This is a genomic window from Amycolatopsis sp. WAC 01416 (genome assembly GCF_003947485.1).
Taxonomy (GTDB): Bacteria; Actinomycetota; Actinomycetes; order Mycobacteriales; family Pseudonocardiaceae; genus Amycolatopsis.
This window is the reverse complement of record NZ_QHHX01000005.1, coordinates 563,593-578,016: the sequence shown is the minus strand read 5'-3', so window position 1 is coordinate 578,016 and position 14,424 is coordinate 563,593. Positions and strand designations below refer to the sequence as shown.

At 69.2% G+C, this 14,424-nt stretch carries 14 protein-coding genes; 7 read left to right on the top strand and 7 right to left on the bottom strand.

Annotated features, from left to right (window positions below; translation table 11 throughout):
* Positions 1-2: 2 nt before the first annotated feature.
* The 6 genes from DL990_RS19920 to DL990_RS19895 are packed head-to-tail and all read right to left on the bottom strand — an operon-like array spanning position 3 to position 4,268.
* Entirely contained in the window at positions 3-257 is a 255-nt protein-coding gene (locus tag DL990_RS19920) for an acyl carrier protein (protein ID WP_005155526.1), read from the bottom strand.
* A gap of 35 nt (positions 258-292) precedes the next feature.
* On the bottom strand, positions 293-757 hold the full coding sequence (locus DL990_RS19915) for a 3-hydroxyacyl-ACP dehydratase FabZ family protein (RefSeq protein WP_125785179.1): 465 nt from the start codon (positions 755-757) through the stop codon (positions 293-295).
* Entirely contained in the window at positions 754-1,140 is a 387-nt protein-coding gene (locus tag DL990_RS19910; protein WP_125799527.1) for a 3-hydroxyacyl-ACP dehydratase, read from the bottom strand. Before DL990_RS19910 ends, DL990_RS19915 begins: the two co-directional genes overlap by 4 nt.
* Positions 1,137-1,877 (bottom strand): 3-oxoacyl-[acyl-carrier-protein] reductase, encoded by a 741-nt coding sequence (gene fabG / locus DL990_RS19905; RefSeq protein ID WP_125785181.1) that lies wholly within the window; start codon positions 1,875-1,877, stop codon positions 1,137-1,139. Before fabG ends, DL990_RS19910 begins: the two co-directional genes overlap by 4 nt.
* A 37-nt stretch (positions 1,878-1,914) precedes the next feature.
* Positions 1,915-3,126, bottom strand: a complete 1,212-nt coding sequence (locus DL990_RS19900) for a CaiB/BaiF CoA-transferase family protein (protein WP_125799526.1) — start codon at positions 3,124-3,126, stop codon at positions 1,915-1,917.
* A 2-nt stretch (positions 3,127-3,128) separates the two neighbouring features.
* Positions 3,129-4,268, bottom strand: coding sequence for a steroid 3-ketoacyl-CoA thiolase (locus tag DL990_RS19895; protein WP_125785183.1), 1,140 nt, complete (start codon positions 4,266-4,268; stop codon positions 3,129-3,131).
* A gap of 169 nt (positions 4,269-4,437) precedes the next feature.
* Here DL990_RS19895 and DL990_RS19890 point away from each other — a divergent pair, with 169 nt between their 5' ends.
* The 3 genes from DL990_RS19890 to DL990_RS19880 all read left to right on the top strand — a co-directional run bounded on the left by DL990_RS19890 (position 4,438) and on the right by DL990_RS19880 (position 7,877).
* Complete coding sequence (locus DL990_RS19890) at positions 4,438-5,595, top strand: acyl-CoA dehydrogenase family protein (protein ID WP_125799525.1); 1,158 nt, start codon at positions 4,438-4,440, stop codon at positions 5,593-5,595.
* A gap of 186 nt (positions 5,596-5,781) precedes the next feature.
* Positions 5,782-6,786, top strand: coding sequence for an acyl-CoA dehydrogenase family protein (locus DL990_RS19885; RefSeq protein ID WP_125799524.1), 1,005 nt, complete (start codon positions 5,782-5,784; stop codon positions 6,784-6,786).
* Positions 6,783-7,877, top strand: coding sequence for an LLM class flavin-dependent oxidoreductase (locus DL990_RS19880; RefSeq protein WP_125785186.1), 1,095 nt, complete (start codon positions 6,783-6,785; stop codon positions 7,875-7,877). Before DL990_RS19885 ends, DL990_RS19880 begins: the two co-directional genes overlap by 4 nt.
* Before the next feature lie 316 nt (positions 7,878-8,193).
* On the opposite strand, the gene DL990_RS19875 is transcribed toward DL990_RS19880, so the two are convergent.
* Positions 8,194-8,613: an enediyne antibiotic chromoprotein gene (locus DL990_RS19875; protein ID WP_125785188.1), complete on the bottom strand. Its 420-nt coding sequence runs from the start codon at positions 8,611-8,613 to the stop codon at positions 8,194-8,196.
* 245 nt (positions 8,614-8,858) lie between these two features.
* On the opposite strand from DL990_RS19875, the gene DL990_RS19870 reads away from it, so the two are divergent.
* The 4 genes from DL990_RS19870 (at position 8,859) to DL990_RS19855 (ending at position 14,156) form a co-directional block, all read left to right on the top strand.
* Positions 8,859-10,043, top strand: a complete 1,185-nt coding sequence (locus tag DL990_RS19870) for a cytochrome P450 (RefSeq protein WP_125799523.1) — start codon at positions 8,859-8,861, stop codon at positions 10,041-10,043.
* A gap of 172 nt (positions 10,044-10,215) precedes the next feature.
* On the top strand, positions 10,216-12,216 hold the full coding sequence (locus DL990_RS19865) for a glycosyltransferase family 39 protein (protein WP_125799522.1): 2,001 nt from the start codon (positions 10,216-10,218) through the stop codon (positions 12,214-12,216).
* A 6-nt stretch (positions 12,217-12,222) separates the two neighbouring features.
* Complete coding sequence (locus DL990_RS19860; protein WP_125799521.1) at positions 12,223-13,461, top strand: glycosyltransferase; 1,239 nt, start codon at positions 12,223-12,225, stop codon at positions 13,459-13,461.
* The gene (locus tag DL990_RS19855) at positions 13,458-14,156 is read left to right on the top strand and encodes a bifunctional 2-polyprenyl-6-hydroxyphenol methylase/3-demethylubiquinol 3-O-methyltransferase UbiG (protein ID WP_125785192.1); all 699 of its coding nucleotides are present in this window, start codon (positions 13,458-13,460) and stop codon (positions 14,154-14,156) included. The genes DL990_RS19860 and DL990_RS19855 overlap by 4 nt, the downstream gene beginning before the upstream one ends.
* Positions 14,157-14,424 lie beyond the last annotated feature (268 nt).

Below are 14,424 nucleotides of genomic sequence, written 5' to 3'. Positions count from 1 at the left end.
GTTCATCCCTTCTTGACGGAGTGCCGGATCAGGGCGTCGTTGACCGCCTTGAGCGTGCGCAGCTCCGGCAGTTCGGCCTGCGGGATCTCGATCTTGTACTGCTTGTCGATCCTGGCGAGGATCTCGATGGCACGCAGGGAATCGGCCTCGTAGTCGTCGATGAAGTCCCCGTTGTCCTCAAGTTCCTCGGGCTCGAGCTCGAGCACCTCGGCGACCAGCTCGCGGAGCTCCTCGAGCTGGGTGTCGGTCTGCGTCATGACGATCCTCCGGTTTCGTTGTCCGCGTGCGGTTCTCACGCCGCGGGCCGCACAGGGCGCCGCGTCGCGGTCAAGGTGGTGACGGTGGCGATCAGGCGATCACCGACCCAGGTCCGGCCGGTGGCGAAGGCCGTGTCGGCCAGTACCGATTCCAGGCGGACCTCGTGGCGCAGCACGTCACCAGGGCGGGCGGCGGCCGTGAAGTGGTAGTCACGGGCACCGATGAACATCAACGTCGAGTCGTCGTCCTCGACCGGCGCGCGGCCGTCGAGCCAGAGGAGCGCGGCGCTCTGCCCGAACGACTCGATCATCAGCGACTTCGGGTAGTCGTACCGGCTCGCCGATGCTCCGTCGGGAATCCCCGCGTAGCACGGCTCGGTGCCGGTGACCGCCTTGATCGTGACGATCGACTCGCCGGGGACCAGGTCCAGCACCCGGTCCACCAGCAGCAGCGGATACCGCTGCGGCAGCAGGATCCGGATGTCGTGGTGCTCGGTCATTCCGCGTCCTCCTCGAAGGTGGCGCGGACCTTGGCCGTCGTCGTCTCGCCGAGCACGGCCCTACCGATGACTTCCCAGCCGTCCCGGATGCGCTTCGCGGTGGCCGTGAGCACCATGAGGTCGCCGTCGAGCAGCGGCGCCAGGAACCGGACCGAGCGGACGGTACGCAACCGGGCGTTCGCGGCCTCCCGCATCGCCTGCTCCAGCGTCTCGATGACGAAGACGCCGGGGTACACGGCCTGGCCGGGGAAATGCCCGCGCAGATTGGGTTCCTTGCCGTCCACGGTGATCCGGGCGACGAGCTCCAGATCGTCCCCGTGCCGCCGGACGTCCAGCGTGTCGACCGCCCGCAACGGTGCGGCGTAGGCGGGGATCGGAGTCACAGCGTGATCCCCCCGTCGATCTGCAGTACCTGTCCGGTGATGTAGGAGGCGCGGTCGGACACCAGGAACGCGACCAGTTCGGCGACGTCCTCGCCGGTGCCGAACCGCTTGGCCGGGATCTGCGTGAGCGCCTTGGCGCGCTGCTTTTCGCCGAGGGAACCGGTCATGTCGGTCTCGATGAAACCGGGGGCGACGACGTTGACCCGGACACCGTGCCCGGCGACCTCCTTGGCCAGCGACTTGCTGAAGCCGATGATCCCGGCCTTGCTGGCGGAGTAGGCGGTCTGGCCCGCGTGGCCGTGGACGCCGGCGACCGAGGACATGTTGACCACGACGCCACCGCGGTTCTTCATGAATCGGAAGGCCATGGTGCGGCAGAAGTTCCAGGTGCCGGTGAGGTTCGTGGCCAGTACCGCGTGCCAGTCCTCGGCGCTGGCGAGCACCAGCGGGCTGTCCTTGGTGATCCCGGCGTTGTTGATCAGCAGATCGATCGGGCCGAGCTTCTCCTCGGCGTCCTTGACGAACCGCTCGACCGCTTCGGAATCGGCGACGTCGCATTCCGCGAAATACGAGGGCACACCGACGGCGGCGATGTCCTCTTCGGTTTCTTCCGACGCGGCGCTCGCTTTCGAAAAACAACCCGCGACGGCGTAGCCCTCCTGGGCCAGCCGCAGCGCCACGGCCCGGCCGATCCCTCGTGAAGCCCCGGTGACCAGGGCCCGGTGGTGCTCCGCCACGACGCCTCCTCGTTTTCCAGCACAATTTGTTTCCATTTTAAGAAGCGCGGCGCAAACTATTCTTCTCATCGTTTGCCGCGAGCTCCGCGAGTACTTCGGCGGTGTCCGCGCCCGGCCGCGGCGCACCGTGGCGGACCTTCGTCGGAGTACGGGAGAATTTCACCGCCGGCCCGACGATAGGCGCGGTGGTGCCATTGCTCAGCACCGTTTCCTGAAGCATCGCCCGCGCCTGGACGTGCTCGTCGGCGACGGCTTCGGTGAGCGTGCGCACCGGTGCGGCGACGAGCCCGCGGCCGTTCAGCACGTCGAGCGCTTCGGCGAGCGGACGTCCCGCGCACCAGCCGGAGATCATCGTGTTGATCGCGTCGCGGTTGGTCATCCGTTCGGCGGCCGTGCGGAAACCGTCGGCGAGACCGAGTTCCGGTCTGCCGATGATCTCGGCGAGTGCGCGCCAATGCCGGTTGATCGCGACGGCGAGATACAAATGGCCGTCGGCGCATTCGTAGACATTGGCGGGCACGACGAAATCGGTCTCGTTGCCGACCCTCGGCGGCGGGGCACCGGTCGCGGCGAGGGTCGGCAGGCCACTGCTGCTGGCGAGCAGGCAGTCCACCATGGACACGTCGACGTGCTGACCTTCGCCGGTCCGGTTCCGGTGCGCCAGCGCGGCGAGCGCGCCGATCGCCGCGTGCAGGCCTGCCAGCTCGTCGGCGAGGAACGTCGGAGCACGCACCGGCGGCCCCTCGGGCAGGCCGTTGAGCGACATCCACCCGGCCGCGGCCTGGATCGCGGGGTCGTAGGCGGGCAGATGCGATTTCGGGCCGTACTGCCCGAATCCGGACACGGACACGAACACGACGTCCTCGCGTGCCGCCCGGCAGGCCTCGTACCCGGCGCCCCAGCCGTCCAGCGTGCCGGGTTTGTAGTTCTCGACCACGATGTCCGCGTGCGCCACGAGTTCCAGGAAGCGCGTGCGGTCGGTGTCGACGCGCAGGTCCAGCCCGGCACTGCGTTTGTTGCGGTGCACGGTTTCCCGGAACCACGACAGCCCGGTGCCGGGGATGTTCGGCGGCACCTCGCCGTCGTGGCCGTCGGCGAGTTCGATCCGGACCACGTCGGCCCCCATGTCCGCCATCACGCAGGTGGCGAGCGGACCGGACCAGACCTTGGTCACGTCCAGGACGCGCACACCCTCCAGCGGGCCGGCCGAACCTGCCCGTGCCCGGCGGAAGAACTCCTCTTCGCGCATGGTCAAAGCCTTTCCAGCAGTGAGGCCGTGCCGAGCGAACCGCCACAGCACATGGTGATCAGTGCGGTCGAGGTGCCGGTGCGTTCGAGTTCGTGCAGTGCCGTCACGAGCAGGCGGGTCCCGGTCGCGCCCAGCGGGTGACCGAGCGCGATGGCGCCGCCGTTGACGTTGACGCGGTCGATGTCCGCGCCGTGCGCCTTGGCCCAGTTCAGCACCACGCCGGCGAAGGCCTCGTTCACCTCGCAGATGTCCACATCGGACAGTCGCCGTCCGGTCCGGCGCAGCACTCGTTCGGTGGCGACCACGGGACCGTCGAGCAGGTAGTAGGGATCGGCGCCGGTGACGACCTGGCCGACCAGCCTCGCGCGCGGCGTCAGGCCGAGCGCGCGGGCTTTCCCATACGACATCCAGAGAATGGCGGCGGCCCCATCGGAGATCTGTGACGTCGAACCGGCGGTGTGCACCGCGCCCTCGATGTTCGGCCGCAACGCGGCGAGCCCCTCGCGGGTGGTTTCGCGGATGCCCTCGTCGCGGATGACCGTGCCGACAGGGGAGACTTCACGGTCGAATCGGCCCTCCTGCCACGCACGGGCCGCGCGCTGCTGGGAGAGGAGACCGTAGTCGTCGGCGTCCGCGCGCCCGATGCCCTCGCGCGCGGCGATCCGCTCGGCGCCACCGAACTGGGCCTTCGGCGGGTCGTCCCACGGATAGTCCCGCGTCTTGTAGTGCCCGGGGCCCTGGTAGAGGTTCGTGCCGATCGGCACCCTGCTCATCGACTCGACGCCGCAGGCGATCCCGGTGTCGATCGCGTCCGCGGCGATCAACGCGGAGATCAGATGGTTCGCCTGCTGTGCCGATCCACAAGAGACGTCCACTGTGGAGCATCCGACGGCAGGGTCGAAACCGGAGTTGAGCCAGGCGTTGCGGGTGACATTGAGGCTCTGCTCGCCGGACTGGGTCACGCAGCCGCCGATGATCTGGTCGACGTCGCCGGGCTCGATACCGGCGCGGGCGATGACCTCCAGCTGGACGTGCCGCATCAGCTCGACGGCCTTCAGCTCGGCGAGCACCCCACCGCGTTTGCCGAGCGGGGTGCGGACGGCGGAGACGATGACCGGGGTCCGGTCGTTCAGCGCGGCCACGGGCGGGTACCTGCCTCTCCACCGGACGGGGTGCCCGGCTTCCCCATCGTGGTGCGGCCCTCGGCGGGCGAACGTCTCACGGATTGCGGAGCCGACCAGCGGTTCTCCATAGTTGCGGGAATCGCTCGCGCGGCCCCTCACGATCATCGACGCTGGTTATGGTGCGTACATGCGGCTGGACGACAGCGAAGATCAGGCGGCATTCCGGGCGGGCCTCAAAGCCTGGCTCGCCGGACAGTTACCCGAAAGCACGCCGAGCGCGCCTCGTGCTTGGGCCGCCGACGAATTGCGTGCCTGGAGCAAGGCGCTGCACGCGGCCGGATACGCGGGGCTGACCTGGCCGGCCGAACACGGCGGACGAGGGCTTTCCCCTGCTTATCAAGCGATCTACGCCGAAGAGAGCGCGTTGGCCGAGGCGCCGGACCACGCCGGGGTGATCGGGCTCGGCATGGTCGGCCCCGCGATCGTCCACTATGGAACGGACGCGCAGAAGGCCACCCATCTCCCCCGCATCCTTTCCGGGGAAACGATCTTCTGCCAGGGCTTCTCCGAACCGGACGCCGGCTCGGACCTCGCATCGGTGCGCACCCGCGCCCGCCGCGTCGACGGCGGCTATGTCGTCGACGGTGAAAAGGTGTGGTCCTCCTACGCCCATTTGGCCGACCATTGTCTGCTGCTCGCCCGCACGGACCCGGACGCGGCCAAACACCGCGGGCTGACCTGTTTCCTGCTCGACATGCGCGCACCCGGTGTCGAGGTGCGGCCGCTGCGTCAATTGTCCGGCGACACCGATTTCAACCAGATCCTGGTGACCGGTGTCGAAATCCCCGACGACTGTGTGCTCGGCGAACCGGGACAGGGCTGGCGCGTCGCGCTGACCACCCTCGCGCACGAACGCGGCACGTTCGGCATCACGCTCACCGCGCGGCTGGCCGTCCAGCTCGACAGGCTGGTCAAGACCGCCAAGGCGTGCGGAGGCGACACCGACCCGCGGGTCCGCGCCGAGATCGCCGAGCTCTACGTCGATCTGCAGGGCCTGCGCTTCACCGGATACCGCGCGCTGGCCGCGATGGAACGGACCGGCGAACCGGGACCGGAGAGCTCGATCCTGAAACTGCGCTGGTCGCAGGCGAATCAGCGGGTGAGCGCGCTCGCGCTGCGGCTGCTCGGCGCGGGCGCGGCGGCGGACGGGACCGACGCCTTCTGGGGCGGCTACTGGCAGCACCAGCGGTTGCGCAGCCGGGCCAACAGCATCGAGGGCGGAACGTCGGAAATCCTGCGCGGCATCGTCGCGGAGCGGGTCCTCGGCCTGCCGAAATCACGTTAGGGAGCACCGGTTGGCGGAGCTGAAGATGGACGAGAGAAGTGACCGAACGCGTGAACCCGCCCGGCCGAAGGCCCCGCTATCGCGGTGGCAGGGCGCCCTGTTGACCGTCGTGAGGTGGAAGACCAAGCCGCGGCCTGCCGACGTCGATCGCGGACGCGGGTTCACCAAGGCAGTGAGGGAGCATCGATGGACTTCGCGCTGACCGAGGACCAGACCGGGCTCAAGGCCGCCGCCCGCACCTATCTCGAGGACACGTACGGCCTCGATCGGATCGCGGCGCTGGCCGACGACGGCGAGCAGGATCTCGCCGCGTGGCCCGAACTGGTCCGGCAGGGCTGGCTGGACGCGGACCTCGGCCTGGCGGAGTTCGTCCTACTGGCCGAAGAGGGCGGCCGCGCGCTGCACCCGGTGCCCTGGTTCGCCACGGCCGGGCTCGCGCTGCCGGTGTACCGGGCCGCGGGGGTCGAACCGCCTGGCCCCGCGACGTTGGCCGACGGCGGCGACACCTGTCGAGCGGCACGTCGCGACAAAGGCTGGCGGCTGGACGGCGCGGTGCAGGCCGTCCTGCACGCCGACGTCGCCACGGAGATCCTGGTCGCCGCCCGCACCCCGGCCGGGGTGGCGCTGTTCGGCATCGACCCGGCTGCCGCCTCGCTGTCCGCGCGCGACGGCGTCGACCCGCTTCGGGCGACGTCGGACATCGCGCTGGCCGGAGCCGAGGGACGGCTGCTGATCGGGCCGACTGCCGCCGCGCCGCTGCTCACCGCGATCCGCGGCAGGGCGACGACCCTGCTCGCGGGCGAGGCCATCGGCGTCGCGGACCGGGCGTTGGCGATCGCCGTCGAGCACGCGAAGGCACGGACCCAGTTCGACCGGCCCATCGGTTCCTTCCAGGCGGTGAGCCAGCAGCTCGCCGATGGCTACGCCGAGGTCGAGCTCGCGCGTTCGCTGGCCTACCGCGCCGCGGCAGGCGAAGCCCTCTCCGCGGAGGCCGTCGCGTGCGCCGCGCACGCCGCGAGCCGCGCTGCGGTCACCGTCTGCGAGACCGCGATCCAGGTCTGCGGCGGCATGGGCGTCACCTGGGAATTCCCGCTGCACCGCTGGTTCCGGCGCGCGTTGTGGCTGGAGGCGGAACTCGCCTCGGGACCGTTGGAAGCGATCGCGCACTCACTGTTCGGGGAGCACTCATGAGCCTGCAACTGCACTGGTTCCTGCCGTCACACGGCGACGGGCGGGAAGTGGCGAAGACCGCCGACGGTGTCACGGCACCCGGCGCCCGGCGCGAACCGGACATCGAATACCTGACCCAGGTCGCGCTCGCCGCCGACCGCTTCGGGTTCACCGGGATGCTCACGCCGTTCGGGTTGTTCTGTGAGGACCCGTGGGTCGTGGCGTCGGCGCTGGTGGGCGTGACGCGGTCGGTGAAGTTCATGATCGCGATGCGGCCGGGCTTCGTCTCACCGCTGCTGGCCGCCCAGACCGCGGCGACGTTCCAGCGCGTCTCCGATTCGCGGCTGCTGCTGAACATCGTGACCGGCGGCGACCCCGACGAGCAGCGCCGCTACGGCGACTGGCTCGACCACGACCAGCGGTACGCGCGCACCGGCGAGTTCATGGACGTCTTCCGCCAGGCCTGGCCGGGTTCGCGGTTCGACTTCACCGGCACGCATTACACGTTGAAGGCCGGCATGGTCGCCCGCCCGCACGCGGTGCGGCCGACGTTGTTCCTCGGCGGTTCTTCGTCGGCCGCGCTGGAAGTCGCGGCCGCGCAGGCGGACGTACTGTTGATGTGGGGCGAAACGCCCGCGGCGATGGCCTCGCACCTCGAACGGTCGCGTGCGCGAGCGGAGACCTTGGGTCGCTCGTTGCGATTCGGCACGCGATTCCACGTGATCAGCCGGGACACCTCGGCCGAAGCGTGGAAGGTGGCCGACCAGCTCCTCGCCGGGATGGACCCGGCCCGGATCCGGCAGGCGCAGGAACGGTTCGCCGCCACCGAATCCGAGGGCCAGCGGCGGATGGCGGCGCTGCACTCCGGCAGCACCGACTCGCTGGAGATCCACCCCAACGTGTGGGCGGGCTACGGCCTGGTGCGTCCCGGCGTCGGCACGGCCTTGGTGGGCAGCCACGAAGAAGTGGCCGAACGGATCGAGGAATACCACGCCCTCGGACTCGACCACCTGATTCTGTCCGCTCAGCCACACCTCGAAGAGGCCTATACCTTCGGCGAAGGCGTCATGCCGCTGCTGCGGAAACGCGGGCTGCTCGCGGAGACGCTCTGAGCTCGCGTCTTCGGTGACCTTTGACGCGACTCGCGTGTCCAGACACGGAACTCACGTGATCAGAGACGTATCACGCGTGATTAAGGCCGTAACTCACGTGATTAAAGCCGTAACTCGCCGAAGCTGGTCCGTACTGTGAATTCCGGCTGTAACACGTGAGTTACGGCTCCAATCACGCGAGTTACGGCTGTAAACACGTGAGTTACGGCTCCAAGCCAGGTACTTTCACGTGCGCTATCCTCTTACTCGACGGTGGAGGAATTGGGACACGCGACGTCCCAATTCCTCCACCGCCGTTTTGGTCCGGCCGCGAGCGTCAGCTGAAGCTGATGACCACGCCGCCACCGTTGCCGGCGGCGTCACCGAGGCCGACGACGCAGGTGATGGCGTCGCAGTCCACCGCACCGTAGCTGCTGCCGTCGGGCAGCACGCCGGTGAAGTTCTTCTGCACGGTGACCGAGGCCGAGATCTTCCCGGTCGCGTCAGCGACCAGCGACTGCTGCGAAGGGCTGCAAGGGAACTGCCCCACCGCGTCCTGGGCGCACTCGCCGACGCGATAGGTACCGCCCGGCGTCAGGCCGGTTCCGACCACCTGGACCACGGCACCGTCCGAGAGCCCCGACGACGGCGTGACCGTGACGGCCGCCGCGGCGGAGGCGCCAGGGGCGACGACGGCCAGGAGGCCGAGAGCGGCGATGGCGGAACCGGCGAACTTGGCGACAAGCTTTGCGGACACAGTAATCACTCCGATTCATTGACAGGGATTTTCCGACTTCACCAGGCGCGGGTTCCGTTACCCCCCGGCGTCCTGGTAACAACGTTACGATCATCGAACCTAGATCGTCAACGATTTCTTCGAGCAGTTTTCGAGTAGGCCGCAAGAAAAAACGTGCAATAAACTCGCGCGCTTCATGCGTAATTCATATGCTGCGGGCAAGCCAGGAGAAGAAGGCTCGAGTGCGCGCGCGGGAACCTGATTCAGTGACCTCTTCCAGCTCCGATTTCCTGTTCGGTGGCGCGCCAGAAAGGCACGCCGCCTATACCGCGTCGCGCGAAACCGGCCCGGTCCGGAGGATCACGCTCTCCTCCGGCACCAGCGGCTGGCTGGTCAGCGGCTACGCCGAAGTCCGCCAGGCCCTCGCGCATCCGGGGCTGAGCGGGCGCACCGGCGTCGTCGGCGACCGGCGCGGGCTGTCCGAGGACGTCCGGCTCGGCATGAACACGCATATGCTGAACCTCGACCCGCCGGATCACACCCGCCTCCGAAAGCTGGTGTCCGCCGCGTTCACCGTGCGCCGGATCGCCCAGCTCCGCCCCAGGATCGAAGCCATCACAGCGGAACTCCTCGACGCCGTGGCCGACTTCGACGAGGTCGACCTGATCAAGGCGCTCGCGCTGCCGCTGCCGATCCGCGTCCTCACCGAAATGCTCGGTGTGCCAGAGGACGAGGCAGGCGCCTTCCACGGCTGGACCGAGATTCTCACCGCCAGCGCGCTCCCCGTCGACGAACTCGACGCGGCGGCCGCCGAAATGCTGCGCTATGTCAGGAAACTCCTCGCCGAGAAGCGTGAGAACCCCGGCACGGACCTGCTTTCGGCGCTCGTCTCGGTGCACGACGGCGAAGATCGGCTGACGGAGCACGAGCTGACGTCGATGGTCTTCCTCCTGCTCATCGCCGGGCACGAGACCACCGTGCACCTCATCGGCAACGCCACTCTCGCCCTGCTCGAGAACCCGGCACAGCTCGCCGCGTTGCGAGAGAATCCGGACGGGATGCCCGCCGCGGTCGAGGAGTTCCTGCGCTACGAAAGCCCGGTGCACGCGGCGATGCGCTACTCCACCGAGAAAGTCGAACTCGGCGGCGTGACGATCCCGGCACGGTCGCTGGTCATCGTGTCGCTGCTGGCCGCGAACCGCGACCCCGCCCGGTTCCCCGGCGCGGACACACTGGAGCTCGACCGCGCGGACAATCCGCAGCTCGCCTTCGGCCACGGCATCCACCACTGTCTCGGCGCGCCGATGGCCAGGCTCGAAGGCGGAATCGCGCTCGCCGCCCTGCTCACGCGGTTCCCGAAGCTGCGCGAGGCCGTTCCCGCGGAAAGTCTCCGCTGGCGCGTCAGCATGGTGATGCACGGCCTCGAATCGCTTCCCGTCCGGCTTCGCTGACAATTGTCCTCAAAGGACACTTCGCCGGTGAACGCGGACGGCAAACGCGCAGGCTGGGATAAGACGCGGCCGAAACCGCGGTGCGACACTTTCGGAGACGATCACGAATTCGCGGTGCGTATCTCACGTCCGTGAGCCGCGTCATCTCCTATTCCTGGGAAGGGAGTAGAACGTGTCCCAAGACCTAGGCACCCCGGTCACGAGCACCCCGCCGAGGGGCGCTGCCCCGCCCGCGCGGACGCCGAAGAAGAAGACCAAGACGGGGTTGTCCGCACTGGCGGCCAAACGCATCGCCGTCCTGAGCGCGCTCGTCGCCGGCATCGCCTACGGGTGGGGTATCGGCGGGAACGCCGCACACTACGCCTACGCCGCCGCGGTACGGAGCATGTCCCAGAACTGGCACAACTTCCTTTACGGCGCTTACGATCCCGCGGGGTTCATGAGTGTCGACAAGGCACCCGGCGCGCTCTGGTTGCAAGCGCTCTCCGTCCGCGTCTTCGGCTACGAGACGTGGGCGCTGCTGCTACCCGGCGTCATCGCGGGCGGTGTCTCGGTGTACGTCCTGTTCGTGCTCGTGCGCCGCTGGGCCGGGCACGCGCCGGCGGCACTGGCCGCCGTCCTGCTCGCCGCGACGCCGATCACGGTCGCGGCCACCCGGGTCAACCTGCCCGACTCGACGCTGATCCTGACGCTGCTCGTCGCGACCTACGCCTTCTGGCGGGCGCTGGAGAAGGCGTCGCCGCGCTGGCTGCTGCTGACCGCCGTGCTCGTCGGAGTCGGCTTCCACATCAAGCTCGCCATGGCGCTGGCCATCCTGCCGGTGCTCGGCATCGTCTACCTCGTCGCCGCGCCGGCTTCGGCGGGACGCCGGGTGCTGCACCTGCTCGGCGCCGGTGCGGTCACCGCCGCGGTGTCGTCGATCTGGATGCTCATCGTCTCGTTCACTCCCGCGGGTTCCCGCCCGTACATGGACGGCAGCACCTCGAACTCGGTGTGGCAGATGGTCTGGTCCTACAACCTCTTCGACCGCACGGACGCCGCGAAGGCGGGGAACTCGGCCGAACTGCCCGTCCTGCCCGACGGCAAGGTCACGCCGGTGGACCAGGGCGGCGACACCGGCGTGTTCCGGCTGTTCAACGACCTGATCGGCGGCCAGATCTCGTGGCTGCTGCCGCTGGCGCTGCTGCTGCTCGTCGTCGGCCTGGTCGCCGCGGGCCGCGCTCCGCGCACCGACACGCGGCGCGCGGGCTGGCTGCTGTGGGGCGGCTGGCTCGTCCTCTTCGCCGGCGCGCTCAGCTTCTCGCAGAGCATCCACCCGTACTACACGAGCATCCTGGCACCGGCCATCGCCGCGATCGGCGGCGTGGGCCTGCACTTCGCCTGGACGACCCGCCGTCACCCGTGGGTGTTGCCGGTCGGGCTGCTCGCCACCGGCGCCTGGGCGTTCGTGCTGATGAGCCGTTCCGGCGACTACGTGCCGTGGCTGCGGCCTGTCGTCGCGGTCGCGGCCGTCCTCGCCGCGGCGCTGGTCCTCCTGCGCCGCACGGGAAAGTTCGCCGTCGTGACCGGGGCCGTGGCCGGGGTCGCGCTGCTGGCCGGGCCGGTCGCCTGGGCGGCGCCCACCTTCCAGCCGCCGTCGGATCCGCGTACGGCGATGTTCCAGAACTTCAACCCGCTCGCGGGACCGAATCCGAACGCGCTCTCCACCGGCATCGACCTGACGAAGTTCATGGCGGGCGGCCCGAAGCCCGGCGCGAGCGGTGGGCAGGCCATGCCGTTGCCCCCGCCGATCATGTTCCAGATGATGCCGTCGGACGCCGATCAGAAGCTCCTCGGTTTCCTCAAGGCCAACGACCGCGGCGAGCGTTTCGACCTGGCGACCTTCGGCGGCACCGGCGCCTCGCCCTACATCCGGGCGGGCCTGTCCGTGATGCCGATGGGCGGCTTCGTCGGCACCATGCCGATGCCGACCGCCGCCGGTCTCGCCGAAGCCGTCCAAAGTGGGCAGGTGAGGTTCGTGCTGTTCGGCGGATTCGCCTACGACAGCCCGACCGCGCTCGCCCGTAAGGACTGGGTGGTGCGCAACTGCACCCGCGTCCCGCCGCCCGCCTACACCGCGAACCCGTGGATGGGCTTCACCTCCGCCCTGTTCGACTGCAAACCGGGAGCGTGATGCCCGATGACGGCTGAACTCACCGCGGCACCCCGCCTCGCCCCGGGAAGCCGCACGACGGCGACCGTCGAGATCGTCATCCCGGTGCTCGACGAGGAACGTGCCCTGCACGGCTGCATCACCACGCTGAGCGCGTTCCTCGACGACGGCTTCCCGTTTCACTGGTCGATCACCATCGCCGACAACGGCAGCACCGACCGGACCTGGGAGATCGCCACCGAACTGGCCGAACGGAACCCGCGCATCTCCGCGCGGCGGGTGCCGGTCCGCGGCCGGGGCGCGGCGATCAAGGCGACGTGGGGTTCCAGCACCGCCGACATCGTCGCCTACATGGACGTCGACCTCTCGACCGGCCTGGAGAGCCTGCTCCCCCTGATCGCGCCACTGGTCAGCGGGCACTGCGAGATCACCATCGGGACCCGGCTCGGCCGCGGGTCGCGGATCCGCCGCAGCCTCAAACGCGAGATCGTCTCCCGCACCTACAACGCGATCACGCGGCATGTGTTCGGGCTGCGCAGCACCGACACGTCCGCCGGCTTCAAGGCGGCCAGGCGCGACGCCGTGGCCGGGCTGCTGGAAGCGGTCGAGGACGACCACTGGTTCTTCGACACCGAAATGCTGATGCTGGCCGAGCACAACGGTCTGCGGGTGCACGAGGTGCCGCTGGACTGGGTCGAGGACGTCGATTCGCGGGTCAAGGTCACGCAGACCGCGATGGGGAACCTGAAGGGCCTGGTCCGCGTGGGCCGGGCGATCGCCGCCGGGAAAGGACGGGTGAACGTGCCGGAGATCCCGCAGTTGCGCGCCACCCATCCCGACGCCGTGCTCGCCGAACCGCGGGCCGCGACCTTGGCGAAATTCCTGGGGTTCGCGGTCATCGGTGTCATCTCGACAGTGCTCTACACGCTCCTGTACCTCCCCTTGCGGGTACCGCTGACGCCGGCGGGGGCGAACCTGGTCGCGCTCGTGCTCGTCGGGGTGGCCAACACCGAGGCGAACCGGCGCTGGACGTTCAACCGCGGCGGCGGGCACCGGCTCGGATTGCACACCCGCGCCGCGATCCTGTTCGCCACCACGTATCTGCTGACCACGATGGCCGTGACCGGGCTGCACCTGATCGCCCCGGGCTCCGGGCCGGTCGTCGAACTGCTCGTGCTCATCGTCGCCTACGGACTGATGACGCTGGTGCGGTTCGTGGCCCTCGACCGCTGGGTCTTCGCCCAGCACCGGAAGGAGCGCCGGTGAAGACGGCGGACGTCACGCGCATCACCGAGATGGAGGACCGCCACTGGTGGTTCCGGGAAAAGCGGCACCTGCTCGCCGACGAGCTGAACCGGCTCGGCCCGCCCGGCCGCGCGCTCGACATCGGCGCGGCGGGCGGCGGCAACACACGGGTGCTGCGCTCGCGCGGCTGGGACGTCGTCGCCACGGACTACGACGAGAACGCCGTCGAAATCGCGCGCTCACGCGGTCTCGACGCGATCCACGCCGACGCCCGTGACCTGCCCCTGCCGTCTTCGTCGTTCGATCTGGTGGTGGCGTTCGAAATCCTCGAGCACATCCAGGAAGACGACCAGGCCGCGGCGGAACTGTTCCGGGTGCTGCGGCCCGGCGGCTCCGCGCTGATCAGCGTCCCGTCCGGAATGGACCTGTGGTCGGCGCACGACGTCGCGGTGCATCACGTGCGCCGCTACGACCGGGCTTCGCTGCGGAAGGTCGTCGAGGACGCCGGCTTCGTCGTCGACGAGCTGTGGAGCTGGAACGTCCTGCTCCGGCCGGTGGTGGCGCTGCGGCGGCGTTCGGCCCGCGGGAACGAGCTCAACGAGCACACGCCCTGGCTGGTCAACCGCGCCCTGACCGCGATCGTCACGGTTGAGCGGTACCTCCCGACGCGCTCGCGCCGGGGCGTCTCGCTGATCCTGAAGGCCCACAAGCCTTAGCGGTACATGAAGGCCCCCTTCCTTGCGCCTGGCGCAAGGAAGGGGGCCTTCATGTACTTGGTCGGGCCGCAGGCGATAGCAAAGGTCCCTTGCTTGCTCCGGTGACCCCGTCCTCTCGCCCGCTGATGCAATGAAAGGCTCCTTACTTGCAAAATTTGCAAGTAAGGAGCCTTTCATTGCACGCGCGCGGCCTTACGACACCGGCGGCTGGCGGCCCGAGCACCCGAGCCGCAGGCACGGGAGGCGATAGCAAAGGTCCCTTGCTCTC

Bases quoted from the DNA above. Each gene is read 5' to 3' on its own strand.
- DL990_RS19920 (WP_005155526.1), bottom strand. From the start codon at position 257: ATGACGCAGACCGACACCCAGCTCGAGGAGCTCCGCGAGCTGGTCGCC.
- DL990_RS19915 (WP_125785179.1), bottom strand. From the start codon at position 757: ATGACCGAGCACCACGACATCCGGATCCTGCTGCCGCAGCGGTATCCG.
- DL990_RS19900 (WP_125799526.1), bottom strand. From the start codon at position 3,126: ATGCGCGAAGAGGAGTTCTTCCGCCGGGCACGGGCAGGTTCGGCCGGC.
- DL990_RS19890 (WP_125799525.1), top strand. From the start codon at position 4,438: ATGCGGCTGGACGACAGCGAAGATCAGGCGGCATTCCGGGCGGGCCTC.
- DL990_RS19885 (WP_125799524.1), top strand. From the start codon at position 5,782: ATGGACTTCGCGCTGACCGAGGACCAGACCGGGCTCAAGGCCGCCGCC.
- DL990_RS19880 (WP_125785186.1), top strand. From the start codon at position 6,783: ATGAGCCTGCAACTGCACTGGTTCCTGCCGTCACACGGCGACGGGCGG.
- DL990_RS19860 (WP_125799521.1), top strand. From the start codon at position 12,223: ATGACGGCTGAACTCACCGCGGCACCCCGCCTCGCCCCGGGAAGCCGC.